Below are 13,041 nucleotides of genomic sequence, written 5' to 3'. Positions count from 1 at the left end.
ATGCAGACCCACAAGTTCGACGTCGTCATCGTCGGTGCCGGCGGCGCGGGGATGCGCGCCGCCCTGGAGTCGGGCCAGCGCGCGCGCACCGCCGTCCTGACGAAGCTCTACCCCACGCGCTCCCACACCGGCGCCGCGCAGGGCGGCATGTGCGCCGCCCTCGCCAACGTCGAGGAGGACAACTGGGAGTGGCACACCTTCGACACGGTCAAGGGCGGCGACTACCTCGTCGACCAGGACGCCGCGGAGGTGATGTGCAAGGAGGCCATCGACGCGGTCCTCGACCTGGAGAAGATGGGGCTGCCGTTCAACCGCACCCCCGAGGGCCGCATCGACCAGCGCCGCTTCGGCGGGCACACCCGCAACCACGGCGAGGCCGCCGTGCGCCGCTCCTGCTTCGCGGCCGACCGCACCGGCCACATGATCCTGCAGACCCTCTACCAGCAGTGCGTGAAGCACGAGGTGGAGTTCTTCAACGAGTACTACGTCCTGGACCTGCTGCTGCTCGACGCGAAGGACGCGCGGACGGGCGCGGAGATCGAGGGGATGGACGAGCGGCCCGAGGGCGGCTCCCAGGACCACGGCCCGGCCGGGGGCCCCGTGGCGGGCGTCCCGGCGGGCAAGCGCGTCGCGGGCGTCGTGGCCTACGAGCTCTCCACCGGAGAGATCCACATCTTCCAGGCGAAGGCGGTCGTCTTCGCCACGGGCGGCGCGGGCAAGGTCTACAAGACGACGTCGAACGCCCACACGCTCACCGGCGACGGGATGGCCATCGCCTACCGCCGCGGGCTGCCGCTGGAGGACATGGAGTTCTTCCAGTTCCACCCCACCGGCCTGGCCGGGCTCGGCATCCTGCTGTCGGAGGCCGCCCGCGGTGAGGGCGGCATCCTGCGCAACGCCGACGGCGAGCGGTTCATGGAGCGCTACGCGCCCACCATCAAGGACCTCGCACCCCGCGACATCGTGGCCCGCTCGATGGCCAACGAGGTGCGCGAGGGGCGCGGCGCGGGCCCCAACAAGGACTACGTCCTGCTGGACCTGACGCACCTGGAGCCGGCGCACATCGACGCCAAGCTCCCCGACATCACCGAGTTCGCCCGCACCTACCTCGGCGTCGAGCCGTACACGGAGCCGGTGCCCGTCTACCCCACCGCGCACTACGCGATGGGCGGCGTGCCCACGAACGTCAACTCCGAGGTGCTCAGCGACAACACCACCGTGGTGCCGGGCCTCTACGCCGCCGGGGAGGTCGCCTGCGTCTCGGTGCACGGCTCGAACCGGCTGGGCACCAACTCCCTCCTCGACATCAACGTCTTCGGCAAGCGCGCGGGCATCGCGGCCGCCGAGTACGCCAACCGCGCCGACTGGGTGGCGGTGCCGGAGGGCGCGGAGGCCGAGACGGTGGCGATGCTGGAGGGCATGCTCGCGCGCACGACCGGCGAGCGTCCGGCCGCCATCCGCCGTGCCCTGCAGGACACGATGGACGCCAACGCCCAGGTGTTCCGCACCGAGGGGACGCTGAAGCAGGCGCTGAGCGACATCGAGCGCCTCAAGGAGCGGTTCTCCCGCGTGGTGGTGCAGGACAAGGGCCGCCGCTTCAACACCGACCTGCTGGAGACGGTGGAGCTGGGCTTCCTGCTCGACCTCGCGGAGGTCATCGTCCTGGGGGCCCTGGAACGCAGGGAGTCCCGCGGCGGGCACTTCCGCGAGGACTACCCCAACCGCGACGACGTGAACTTCATGCGGCACACGATGGTGTACCGCGAGACCACGGCCGACGGCAGGCTCGTGAACCGCCTGGACTTCAAGCCGGTCGTGCAGACCCGCTACAAGCCGATGGAGCGCAAGTACTGATGGCAGGCGAGAAGGAACCAGGCACCCGCTCGGCGACGGGCGAGGAGGGCGGCGAGGGCATCGCCACGTCCGGCGCGGCACCCTCGTCCGACTACGACCACGCCGGGAAGGGCGGCGCGTCGCCCCGGCAGGAGAAGGGCACCGACGGGGCCGGTGGCATCCCGTCCTTCGACGTGACGATGCGGCTGCGCCGCTACAACCCGGAGCTGGACACCGAGCCGCACTGGGAGAACTACACCGTCACGATGTACGGCACGGACCGCGTGCTGGACGCCCTGTCCAAGATCAAGGCCGAGATCGACGGCACCCTGACCTTCCGCCGGTCCTGCGCCCACGGCATCTGCGGCTCCGACGCGATGCGCGTCAACGGCCGCAACCGGCTGGCGTGCAAGACGCTGCTGAAGGACCTCGACATCTCCAAGCCCGTCGTGGTGGAGCCCATCAAGGGCCTGCCCGTCGAGAAGGACCTCGTCGTCGACATGGAGCCGTTCTTCGCGGCCTACCGCGAGGTCATGCCCTTCCTCATCACGAGGGGCGCGGAGCCGACGCGGGAGCGGGTGCAGTCGCAGCCGGACCGCGAGCGCTTCGACGACACCACCAAGTGCATCCTCTGCGCGGCGTGCACCTCGTCCTGCCCGGTCTTCTGGACCGACGGGCAGTACTTCGGGCCGGCGGCGATCGTCAACGCGCACCGGTTCATCTTCGACAGCCGCGACCAGGGCTCCGACCTGCGCCTGGAGATCCTCAACGACCGCGAGGGCGTGTGGCGCTGCCGCACGATCTTCAACTGCTCGGAGGCCTGCCCCCGCGGCATCCAGATCACGAAGGCGATCGCCGAGGTCAAGCAGGCGCTCATCGCGCGCAAGCTCTGACCACCGCACCGCCCCGGAGAGGGCCCCCTCCGTCCCGCGCGCCCCGCGGCCGACGGAGGGGGCCCTCTCCGACGTGCGGGGACCGACGGGTGATACCCCCCTCAACCTCCCCTTGCGCCCCGCCGATCGCAGGAGTTGGGTGGGGCCGAGGCCCGGCGACGATGCCGGCGCCCGCCCCGACGGAGGGAGTGCCATCGTGAGCACCAGCACCTCGGAGGACCTGCAGGTACGCAAGAGCACCTCGAACAGCAACCGGGCGATCGCCTACACCGGCCCGGGCAGCGTCGAGGTCCAGACCATCGACTTCCCCGACTTCGTCCTCAAGGACGGCCCCGGGGTCAACCCCGCCAACGTCGGCCGCCGCGTCGACCACGGCGTCATCCTCAAGCTCGTCGCGACGAACATCTGCGGCTCCGACCAGCACATGGTGCGCGGGCGCACCACCGCACCACCGAACCTCGTGCTCGGTCACGAGATCACCGGCGAGGTGGTCGAGAAGGGCCGCGACGTGGAGTTCCTCGAGGTCGGCGACCTCGTCTCCGTCCCCTTCAACATCGCCTGCGGGCGCTGCCGCAACTGCAAGGAGCGCAAGACCGGCATCTGCCTCAACGTCAACCCCGACCGTCCGGGGTCGGCGTACGGCTACGTCGACATGGGCGGCTGGGTGGGCGGGCAGGCGGAGTACGTCCTCGTCCCCTACGCCGACTTCAACGCACTGAAGTTCCCCGACCGCGACCAGGCGATGGAGAAGATCCTCGACCTGACGATGCTGTCCGACATCTTCCCCACCGGCTTCCACGGCTGCGTCACCGCCGGGGTGACGGTCGGCTCGACCGTCTACATCGCCGGAGCCGGGCCGGTCGGTCTCGCAGCGGCCGCAGGGGCGCACCTGCTCGGCGCGGCCGTCGTCATCGTCGGCGACCTGAACGCCGAGCGGCTGGAGCGCGCCCGCAGCTTCGGCTGCGAGACGGTGGACGTGTCCAAGGGCGACCCCCGCGACCAGATCGAGCAGATCCTCGGCGTCCCCGAGGTCGACTGCGGCGTCGACGCCGTCGGCTTCGAGGCCCGCGGGCACGGGGAGGGCGCGAAGCAGGAGGCGCCGGCCACGGTGCTGAACTCGCTGATGCAGCTCACCGCCGCGGGCGGCGCGCTCGGCATCCCCGGCCTCTACGTCACCGGCGACCCCGGCGGGGTCGACGAGGCCGCGAAGAAGGGCTCGCTGTCCCTGGACCTCGGCACGGGCTGGGCGAAGTCCCTGGCCTTCACCACCGGCCAGTGCCCGGTGATGAAGTACAACCGCCAGCTGATGATGGCGATCCTGCACGACAAGGTGCAGATCGCGAAGGCCGTCGGCGCGACGCCCATCTCCCTCGACGAGGCACCGGACGCGTACGCGAAGTTCGACGCCGGGGCTCCGCAGAAGTTCGTGATCGACCCCCACGGGATGATCCCGCGCTGACCCCTCGCCCATCCGGCCACTCCCCCGGGCGCACTCCCCCGGGCGCACTCCCCCGGGCGCACTCCCCCGGGCGCACTCCCCCGGGCGCACTCCCCCGGAAAGGACCCTTTCCGGGGGCGGGGGTGTGCCGGGGGGCGGGCCGGGGGTGTGCCGGGGGGCGGGCCGGGGGGTGGGGTCGGGAGCGGTCAGCGCGGGGCGCGGCGCCAGCCCTTGACGCCCAGGACCCCGATCGCCGTGCCGATCGCCAGGCTGGCCACCACCAGGACCAGGTGCACGTAGAAGAAGGGCTGCGGCGCGCCGCCGACGAAGGACTTCTCGTTCTCGGCGATGTTGCGCAGGAAGTTCGGCCAGATGGCCCAGGTCCACAGGCCGACGGCGATGAGGAAGGCGCTGGTGCGGCGGGTCAGGAGCACCCCGCCATCCTCCCCCACCGCCCGCGGTGCCCCCGCCGCAGCCATCCGGTCGGGGCCGGGCTCAGCGTCGCCGGCGCAGCAGCACCCGGGCGCCCGTGGCCTTGCGCGCGGCCAGGGCGGCACCCGTGCCCAGCGCCCCGAGGAACAGCGCCCCGGCGTAGGTGACGGGGTCGGCCAGCAGCCCGCGCCGCGGCCGCGGGGTGCGGTGCGCGCCGGCGAAGACCCGCTCCGGCTCGGCCTCGGCGCCGTCCTCTGCAGCCGCGTGCGGGTGCAGGGTGCCCCGGTCCTCCGCGTGCTCGGCCGCCCACGCCGCCGCGAACAGCACCAGCCGGCCGATGAGGTTCATCAGGATGAGGATGACCACGATGCCCGCCGCGGCCTTGAGGAAGGGGTTCTCGGCGCTGCGGCTGGCGACGAGGGTGCCGACCTGCTTGAGGATGCCGAGGCCCACGCCCCCGACGACGGCCCCGGAGAGCAGGTCCCGCAGCGGCACGTCCGCCCCCGGCATGAGGCGGAAGACGGCCACGAACATGGCGGTGTCCACCACCAGCGGCACGACGATGCCCAGCCCCCGCAGCAGCACGTAGCTGACCGCGGAGTGGTCGAGGTCCACCTGCGCGAGCAGGAAGTCCGTCGCAGCGACGCTGGCGACGACCGAGAGCACCGAGACCACGACGCCGAGGCCGATGACGATGAGCACGCCGAGGTCGTAGATCTTGACCACGACGATGTTGCCGCCGGCGTCCTCGTCGCCGAAGACGGCCCGCACGCTCTGGCGCAGCGCGTCCATCCACCCGAGCCCCGAGACCAGCAGGGTCACCACGCCCACGCTGGCCACGACCCCCAGGACGTCGCTGGAGAGCCAGTCCTGCACGTAGATGCCCGGCTGGTCCACCCCCGAGGCGCTGCCGGGGTGCAGGAGGCCGGGGACGTAGGAGTTGACGCCCTCCACGATGCGCTCGATGAGTTCGTCGCGCCCCCGCAGCAGGGTGCCGAGGATGCTCAGGCCGACCGCCAGGGCGGGGAAGAGGGAGAAGAAGGCGAAGTAGGCGATCCCCCCGGCGAGCACGTTGCCGCGCACGGACGTGTAGCGGTCGTAGGTCCGCATCGGGTGCGACCCCTTGACCGCCGCGACCACCGCGGCGACCCGCTCCTTCACCGTCAACGCCGTTCCTCCCCGACTGCCGGGCGCCCCGCACGGTGCGGGGCGCGCCTCGGGCAGCCTCGTCCCGACTCCGCCCTACCCACCGGGCGCGAGGGGGAACGTGAACTCCTCGCGCGGGCGCCAGACGCCGTCCTCACCGTGCTCGTAGAGGCAGAAGCCCGTGACGGTGAAGGTGGCCTCCCAGTCCCGCAGCGTGCGCTCCGCGCGGTCCAGCGAGGCCTCGTCCACGTCGTGGGCGACGGTGACGTGCGGGTGGTACGGGAAGGCGAGCTCCCGGTGCAGGGGCCCACCCCGCACCGCCGCCTCCAGCAGCTCGCACTCCGAGATGCCGCGCGCCACCTGCACGAACACCACGGGCGAGACGGGCCGGAACGTGGCCGTGCCGCGCAGGTGCATGGGGAAGGGCTGCGCCGCGGCCGCCACGGCGCGCAGGTGCGCCCGCACCACGTCCAGCTCCGCCAGGGGCAGCACGGTGGGCGGCAGCAGGGTGACGTGCGGGGGGATGCGGTCGGCCAGGGGGTCGCCGAAGTCGCTGCGCCAGCGGGTCAGCTCCGCGTCGTAGGGCGCGGGGACGGGCACGGCGATGCCGATGGTGCCGACCTCCTCGCCGCCCGCAGACGGACCGGCCGCGCTCACCGCCTCGCCGCCAGCAGGCCCACGCGCTCGTAGACCCGGGCGAGCGTCTCCGCGGCGAGGCCGCGGGCGCGGCGGGCGCCCTCGGCGAGGATGTCGTCGAGGGTGGCGGGGTCGGCCAGCAGCTCCAGGGTGCGCTCGCGCACGGGCCCGAGGGCGTCGGTGACGACCTCGGCGAGCTCCTTCTTCAGGTCGCCGTAGCCCCGCCCTGCGTAGTCGGCCTCGAGCTCGGGGACGGTGCGCCCGGACAGCGCGGAGTGGATGGCCAGCAGGTTGGAGATGCCGGGCTTGTCCACCGGGTCGTAGCGGACCTCCCGGCCGGTGTCGGTCACGGCGGAGCGGATCTTCTTCGCGGTGACCTTGGGGTCGTCGAGCAGCTCGACGATGCCCCCGGGCGAGGACGAGGTCTTGCTCATCTTCGACGTGGGGTCCTGCAGGTCGAAGATCTTCGCGGTCTCCTTGAGGATGTGCGGCTCGGGCACCGTGAAGGTCTGCCCGTAGCGGGAGTTGAAGCGCTGCGCGAGGTTGCGGGTCAGCTCCAGGTGCTGGCGCTGGTCCTCGCCCACGGGCACGGCGTCCGTGCCGTACAGCAGGATGTCCGCGGCCATCAGCATCGGGTAGGTGAAGAGGCCCACCGAGGAGGCCTCCGCCCCCTGCTTGGCGGACTTGTCCTTGAACTGCGTCATCCGGCTCGCCTCGCCGAAGCCCGTCAGGCAGCTCATCACCCACGCCAGCTCGGCGTGCTCGGGGACGTGGCTCTGCAGGAAGAGCGTCGAGCGCTGCGGGTCGATGCCCGCGGCGAGGTACTGCGCGGCGGTGCGCCGGCAGCGCTCCCGCAGCGCCGCCGGGTCCGGCCCGACGGTGAGGGCGTGCAGGTCCACGACGCAGTAGATGGCCTCGTGGGTGTCCTGCAGTGCGACCCACCGCGTCAGCGCCCCCAGGTAGTTGCCGAGGTGCAGGGAGTCCGCGGTGGGCTGCATGCCCGAGAAGATGCGGGGCCGGCGGTCTGCCGCACCGGGGGATGCTGCGGAGGGGGCGAGCTCGGACATGCGCTCCATCCTGCCAGCCGGTCGCCGGTGCTCCGGGCGCCGGTGGGGCGCGGGACACCCGGGTGCCCCGTCCCGACCCTCGGTGATGTCAACGTCACGCGCCGTCGACCGCACAGATCAGCACACCGCTGTGTTCGATCGTGTTGACTTCATGTCCGTTCGTGCCGCATCCTCGACCCGTGAGGCACTGGAACGGCCCGGCCCTGGCCTTCGGGGGCGACTACAACCCTGAGCAGTGGCCCGAGGAGGTGTGGGCCCAGGACCGCCGCCTGATGCGGGAGGCCGGCGTGACGCTGGCCACCGTCGGCGTCTTCTCCTGGGCCCTGCTGGAGCCCGAGCCCGACCGCTTCGACGCCGGCTGGCTCGACCGGGTCCTCGACGGGCTGCACGGCGACGGCATCGGCGTCTGCCTCGCCACCGCCACCGCCTCCCCGCCGCCCTGGCTCAGCGAGCGCTGGCCCGAGGTGCTCCCCGTCGACGCCGACGGCCGGCGCGCCGTCTTCGCCAGCCGCCAGACCTACTGCCCCAGCTCCCCCGTCTACCGCGAGCGCTCCCTGCTGCTCGTGGAGCGGATGGCCGAGCGCTACGGCGAGCACCCCGCGCTGCGGCTGTGGCACGTCAACAACGAGCTCGGCTGCCACAACTCCCGCTGCTACTGCCCCGTCTCCACCGCCGCCTTCCGGCAGTGGCTGCGGGCCCGCTACGGCAGCGTCGAGGCCCTCAACGACGCCTGGTGCACCCGCTTCTGGTCGCAGGGCTACACCTCCTTCGAGCAGGTGCAGGCGCCCGCGCACACCACGACGTTCCCCAACCCCACCCAGGCGCTGGACTTCGACCGCTTCTCCTCCGACGCCCTGCTCGGCCAGTACACCGCCGAGAAGGACGTCCTGCGCCGCATCACCCCCGACGTGCCGGTGACCACCAACCTCATGGTCCACAGCGGCACCCGGAACATGGACTACGGGCGCTGGGCGCGCGAGCAGGACGTCGTCTCCAACGACCACTACGTCCTGCACCGGCCGGCCAACCCCACCACCGACCCCCGCGCGGAGCTGGCGTTCTCCGGGGACTGGACCCGCGGCCTCGCCGGCGGGCAGCCCTGGCTGCTCATGGAGCACTCCACCTCCGCCGTGAACTGGCAGCCGGTCAACTACGCCAAGCTGCCCGGTGAGCTGGTGCTGGACTCCCTCACCCACGTCGCCCGCGGCTCCGACGGGGCCTGCTTCTTCCAGTGGCGCGCCTCGGCCGGCGGCGCCGAGAAGTGGCACTCCGCGATGCTCCCCCACGGCGGGACCGACACCAGGGTGTGGCGGGAGGTCGTGGAGCTCGGCGGGATCCTCCAGCGCATCGCGGAGGTCCAGGGCTCCCTCGTGCAGTCGGACGTCGCGATCCTGCTCGACTACGAGAGCTGGTGGACGGTCGAGCAGCCCGGCAACCCCGCCCACACCGAGGAGCTGCGCTACCTCGACGTCGCCCTCGCCCTCCACCGCCGGCTGCGGGAGCGGCAGGTCACCGCCGACGTCCTCACCGTCAGCGCCGAGCACGACGCCCTCGCCGAGCGCCTCGCCGGCTACCGGGTCGTCCTCGTGCCGACGCTGCACCTGAGCGACGACGCCACCACCCGCGCGCTCGCACAGGCCGCCGCCGCCGGCACCCAGGTCCTCGTCACCTACTTCTCCGGCGTCCTCGACCCCGACGGGCGGGTCCGCCTCGGCGGCTACCCCGGCGCCTTCCGCGACCTGCTCGGGGTGCGCGTGGAGGAGTTCGCCCCGCTGCCGCCGGGCACCACGACCCCCCTCGACGACGGCACCCGCGCCGCGGTGTGGTCGGAGCTGGGTCGCGCGGAGCCGGGCACCGAGGTCCTCGCCTCCTTCACCGAGGGCCTCGCCGCCGGCAGCCCCGCCCTGACCCGCCGCGACACCGGCACCGCCGGGGGCGCCGCATGGTACCTGGGGACCGCGCTCGACGACGACGGCTACGACCGCCTCCTCGACCGGCTCCTCGCCGCCGGCCGGGTGCAGCCGGTCGTGAGCGGGGCACCCGCCGGCGTCGACGCCGTGCGCCGCGCCGCCGCCGACGGCAGCGCCTCGTGGCTGTTCCTCCTCAACCGCACCGACGCCGCCGTGCGGGTCCCGGCCCGCGGCCACGACCTCGTCGGCCGCCGCGACGCCGAGGGCGCGCTGGAGCTGCCGGCGCGCGGGTGCGCGGTGGTGCGGGAAGTCCCCGCCCAGCCGGGCGGGCAGCGGGCGTCCGCCCGGCTGGAGCCGGAGTGAGCGCCGCGCTGGCCCGGCAGCGGCAGGCGCTCATCCTCGAGGCCGTGCGGCGCGACGGGGCCGTGCGCGTCTCCGACCTCGTCGAGCAGCTCGGCGTCTCCGACATGACGATCCGCCGCGACATCGGCGAGCTGTCCCGGCGCGGACTCGTCGCCCGCGTCCACGGCGGCGCCGCGGCACCGGAGGGGCGCAGCAGCGAGGAACCGGGCTACGTCGCGAAGTCCGCCCTGCAGACGGAGGAGAAGCGGGCCATCGGCGCCGTGGCGGCCGCCCTGGTGCGGCCGGGCTCGTCCGTGGCGCTGTCCGCGGGGACCACCACGGTGGAGGTGGCGCGGGCGCTGCTCGACGTGCCCGGCCTCACCGTGGTCACGAACTCCCCCCGGGTGGCGGAGGTGCTGCACGAGCCCGCCCGCCACGACCGCACCGTCATCCTCACCGGCGGCATCCGCACTCCCTCCGACGCGCTGGTGGGCCCCGTCGCCGTGCGCAGCCTGCAGACCCTGCACGTCGACCGGCTCTTCCTCGGCGTGCACGGCCTGCACCCCGACGCGGGGCTGACGACCCCCAACCTCGTCGAGGGAGAGACCGACCGGGCCCTCATGGCCGCGGCCAGCTCCGTCGTCGTGGTCGCCGACCACACCAAGTGGGGCGTCGTCGGCCTGAGCACCATCGCGGCGCTGGACGAGGTGGACGTCCTCGTCAGCGACACCGCCCTGCCCCCCGAGGCCCGGGAGATCGCCCGGGAGCGCACCGGCCGGCTCCTGCTGGCCGGCGCCCGCCCCGGCGACACCGGGCACCCCGGCGACGCCCCCGACGCGGGACCCGACACCGACACCCACACCGAGGACGAGGAGAGCCTTCCGTGAGCGCTCAGCCCACCGACCCGCCGCGGACCGCCGACGGCGCCCTGCTGGGTGGCGCGCACCCCGTGCGCAAGACGTCGCGGCGGATGGCCGACGGCCGGGAGATCGTCTACTACGACGACAGCGAGCCGTACCTGTCCGGCGCGACCCCGCGCGAGGCCGTGGACACCCGGCCGCTGCCCCCGGCGGAGGACGTCGTCCGCGGCGGCGCGCAGGTCCGCTACGACCCCCTGACGGGCGAGTGGATCGCGATGGCCTCCCACCGCAACGACCGCACGTTCATGCCGCCCGCCGACGAGGACCCCCTCGCCCCCACCGTGCCGGGCAAGTTCCCCACGGAGATCGCCGAGCCCGACTACGACGTCGTCGTCTTCGAGAACCGCTTCCCGTCGTTCTCCACCCGCATCGGCGGTGAGCCGGGACTCGTCGACGGCGAGGAGCTGTGGCCCGTGCGCCCCGCCGCCGGCCGCACCGAGGTCATCTGCTTCTCCCCCGAGCACGCCGGCTCCTTCGGGTCGCTGCCGCCGCACCGCGCCCGCACGGTCATCGAGGCGTGGGTCGACCGCACCCGCGAGCTGTCCCGCGTCGAGGGCGTCGAGCACGTCTTCATCTTCGAGAACCGCGGCAAGGAGATCGGCGTCACGCTGCCCCACCCCCACGGGCAGATCTACGCGTTCCCGTTCATCCCCCCGCGCGCCGCCCGCATGCTGGAGATGGCGCGCAAGCACCGCGACGCCACGGGCCGCAACCTGCTCCGCGACGTCCTCGACGCGGAGCGGCGCGCGGGCAGCCGCATCGTCGCCACCTCCGAGCACTGGACGGCCTACGTCCCGGCCGCCTCCCGCTGGCCCGTCGAGGTCCACCTCGCCCCCCACCGCGACGTGCCCGACCTGCCCGCCCTCGACGACGCGGAGAAGGCCGACCTCGCGCAGATCTACCTGGACGTCCTCGGCCGCCTGGACCGCTACTTCCCCGGCGACGACCCGCTGCCCTACATCTCCGGGTGGCACCAGGCGCCGGTCCACCAGGACCGGGACCTGATGCGCCTGCACCTGCAGGTGTTCTCGGTGCTGCGCGCGCCGGGGAAGCTGAAGTACCTCGCGGGGGTCGAATCGGCCATGGCCGCGTGGATCAACGACACGACGCCGGAGCGGGTCGCCGCCCGGCTGCGAGAGGTGGGCTGACGTGACGAGCACCGGGACGACCGGGCACGGGCTGGAGTTCCTCGAGGCGCCCGCGCGCCCGTCCGCCGCGGCGGACGCGGCGCAGCGGTTCCGCGAGGCCTTCGGCGCCGAGCCGGCCGGGGTCTGGTCCGCGCCCGGGCGCGTGAACCTCATCGGCGAGCACGTCGACTACACCGGCGGGCTGGCCCTGCCGCTGGCCCTGCCGCACCGCACCTTCGTCGCCCTCGCCCCGCGCACCGACGGCACCGTGCGGGTGCGCTCCGCGCAGGAGGCGAGCGGCTGGGACGGCTCCCTCGCCGACGTCGGCCCCGGCCGCCCCGACGGCTGGGCCGCCTACGTCGCCGGGGTCCCGTGGGCCATGGCGCAGGTCGACGGCGCCCCCTTCAGCGGCGCCGACGTCCTGAGCGGCGGGTTCGACGTCCTCGTCGACGGCCACGTGCCGCTGGGCTCCGGGCTGTCCTCCTCCGCGGCGCTGGAGTGCGCCGTCGCGGTGGCGCTGGCCGACCTCGCCGGGGTGGACCTGCGCGACCCGCGGGCCTCCGACGCCGTCCGCGCCCGGCTCGCCGAGGCGTGCGTGCGCGCCGAGAACGACGTCGCCGGCGCCCCCACCGGGGGCATGGACCAGGCGGCGTCGCTGCGCTGCCACGAGGGGGCGGGCATCCTCCTGGACTGCCGCGACGGCACCGTCCGGCACGTCCCCCTCGACCTCGCCGCCGCCGGGCTCGCCCTGCTCGTCGTGGACACCCGCGCCTCCCACTCGCACTCCGGCGGCGAGTACGGCCAGCGCCGCGCCTCCCTGGAGGCCGCCTGCGCCGCCCTCGGCGTCCCCGACATGCGCGCCGTCGACCCCGCCGGCCTCGACGCCGCCCTGGCGGAGCTGCCCGACGACGTCACCCGCGCCCGCGTGCGCCACGCCGTCACGGAGATCGACCGGGTCCGCCGCGCCGCCGCGCTCCTCGCCGAGGGCCGGGAACGGGAGATCGCGGGCCTGCTCGACGCCTCCCACGAGTCGCTGCGCCACGACTACGAGGTCTCCTCCGTCGAGCTGGACCTCGTGGTGGACACCGCCCGCAGCGCCGGTGCGCTGGGGGCCCGGATGACCGGCGGCGGCTTCGGCGGCTCCGCGATCGCCCTCGTGGAGATCGACGCGGTGCGCTCCGTCGCGGCCGAGATCGGGATCGCCTTCGCGGCCCAGGGCCTGCGGGCCCCGCAGTTCCTGCCCGCCCTGCCCTCGGCGGGAGCGGCGCGCGACCTGTGAGCAGCGGCCCGTGCCCGC

At 73.9% G+C, this 13,041-nt stretch carries 11 protein-coding genes; 7 read left to right on the top strand and 4 right to left on the bottom strand.

Annotation, left to right across the window (positions count from 1 at the left end; translation table 11 throughout):
- The 3 genes from CLV92_RS05800 to fdhA all read left to right on the top strand — a co-directional run bounded on the left by CLV92_RS05800 (position 1) and on the right by fdhA (position 4,185).
- Positions 1 to 1,854, top strand: a complete 1,854-nt coding sequence (locus CLV92_RS05800) for an FAD-binding protein (RefSeq protein WP_104431843.1) — start codon at positions 1 to 3, stop codon at positions 1,852 to 1,854.
- Entirely contained in the window at positions 1,854 to 2,726 is an 873-nt protein-coding gene (locus tag CLV92_RS05795; protein WP_104431842.1) for a succinate dehydrogenase iron-sulfur subunit, read from the top strand. Before CLV92_RS05800 ends, CLV92_RS05795 begins: the two co-directional genes overlap by 1 nt.
- A 196-nt stretch (positions 2,727 to 2,922) precedes the next feature.
- Positions 2,923 to 4,185: a formaldehyde dehydrogenase, glutathione-independent gene (fdhA, locus tag CLV92_RS05790; RefSeq protein WP_245886453.1), complete on the top strand. Its 1,263-nt coding sequence runs from the start codon at positions 2,923 to 2,925 to the stop codon at positions 4,183 to 4,185.
- A 185-nt stretch (positions 4,186 to 4,370) separates the two neighbouring features.
- Here fdhA and CLV92_RS05785 read toward each other — a convergent pair whose 3' ends face one another.
- The 4 genes from CLV92_RS05785 to trpS all read right to left on the bottom strand — a co-directional run bounded on the left by CLV92_RS05785 (position 4,371) and on the right by trpS (position 7,445).
- The gene (locus CLV92_RS05785; RefSeq protein WP_104431841.1) at positions 4,371 to 4,598 is read right to left on the bottom strand and encodes an SCO4848 family membrane protein; all 228 of its coding nucleotides are present in this window, start codon (positions 4,596 to 4,598) and stop codon (positions 4,371 to 4,373) included.
- A 61-nt stretch (positions 4,599 to 4,659) separates the two neighbouring features.
- On the bottom strand, positions 4,660 to 5,757 hold the full coding sequence (locus CLV92_RS05780) for a YihY/virulence factor BrkB family protein (protein WP_245886500.1): 1,098 nt from the start codon (positions 5,755 to 5,757) through the stop codon (positions 4,660 to 4,662).
- Positions 5,758 to 5,838: 81 nt separating this feature from the next.
- The gene (locus CLV92_RS05775) at positions 5,839 to 6,399 is read right to left on the bottom strand and encodes a 2'-5' RNA ligase family protein (RefSeq protein WP_104431839.1); all 561 of its coding nucleotides are present in this window, start codon (positions 6,397 to 6,399) and stop codon (positions 5,839 to 5,841) included.
- Positions 6,396 to 7,445 (bottom strand): tryptophan--tRNA ligase, encoded by a 1,050-nt coding sequence (gene trpS / locus CLV92_RS05770; protein WP_104431838.1) that lies wholly within the window; start codon positions 7,443 to 7,445, stop codon positions 6,396 to 6,398. Before trpS ends, CLV92_RS05775 begins: the two co-directional genes overlap by 4 nt.
- 179 nt (positions 7,446 to 7,624) lie before the next feature.
- Between trpS and CLV92_RS05765 the strand changes: the two genes are divergently transcribed.
- The 4 genes from CLV92_RS05765 (at position 7,625) to galK (ending at position 13,023) form a co-directional block, all read left to right on the top strand.
- On the top strand, positions 7,625 to 9,718 hold the full coding sequence (locus tag CLV92_RS05765) for a beta-galactosidase (protein WP_104431837.1): 2,094 nt from the start codon (positions 7,625 to 7,627) through the stop codon (positions 9,716 to 9,718).
- Positions 9,715 to 10,584 (top strand): DeoR/GlpR family DNA-binding transcription regulator, encoded by an 870-nt coding sequence (locus tag CLV92_RS05760; RefSeq protein WP_245886451.1) that lies wholly within the window; start codon positions 9,715 to 9,717, stop codon positions 10,582 to 10,584. Before CLV92_RS05765 ends, CLV92_RS05760 begins: the two co-directional genes overlap by 4 nt.
- Positions 10,585 to 10,667: 83 nt before the next feature.
- On the top strand, positions 10,668 to 11,765 hold the full coding sequence (gene galT, locus CLV92_RS05755) for a galactose-1-phosphate uridylyltransferase (protein ID WP_104432000.1): 1,098 nt from the start codon (positions 10,668 to 10,670) through the stop codon (positions 11,763 to 11,765).
- 1 nt (position 11,766) lies between these two features.
- The gene (galK, locus tag CLV92_RS05750; protein WP_245886449.1) at positions 11,767 to 13,023 is read left to right on the top strand and encodes a galactokinase; all 1,257 of its coding nucleotides are present in this window, start codon (positions 11,767 to 11,769) and stop codon (positions 13,021 to 13,023) included.
- Positions 13,024 to 13,041: the final 18 nt, after the last annotated feature.

The sequence above is a fragment of the Kineococcus xinjiangensis genome (genome assembly GCF_002934625.1).
Classification (GTDB): domain Bacteria; phylum Actinomycetota; class Actinomycetes; order Actinomycetales; family Kineococcaceae; genus Kineococcus_A; species Kineococcus_A xinjiangensis.
This window is presented reverse-complemented; position numbering and strand designations above follow the sequence as displayed.

Bases quoted from the DNA above. Each gene is read 5' to 3' on its own strand.
- trpS (WP_104431838.1), bottom strand. From the start codon at position 7,445: ATGTCCGAGCTCGCCCCCTCCGCAGCATCCCCCGGTGCGGCAGACCGC.
- CLV92_RS05795 (WP_104431842.1), top strand. From the start codon at position 1,854: ATGGCAGGCGAGAAGGAACCAGGCACCCGCTCGGCGACGGGCGAGGAG.
- CLV92_RS05800 (WP_104431843.1), top strand. From the start codon at position 1: ATGCAGACCCACAAGTTCGACGTCGTCATCGTCGGTGCCGGCGGCGCG.
- galT (WP_104432000.1), top strand. From the start codon at position 10,668: ATGGCCGACGGCCGGGAGATCGTCTACTACGACGACAGCGAGCCGTAC.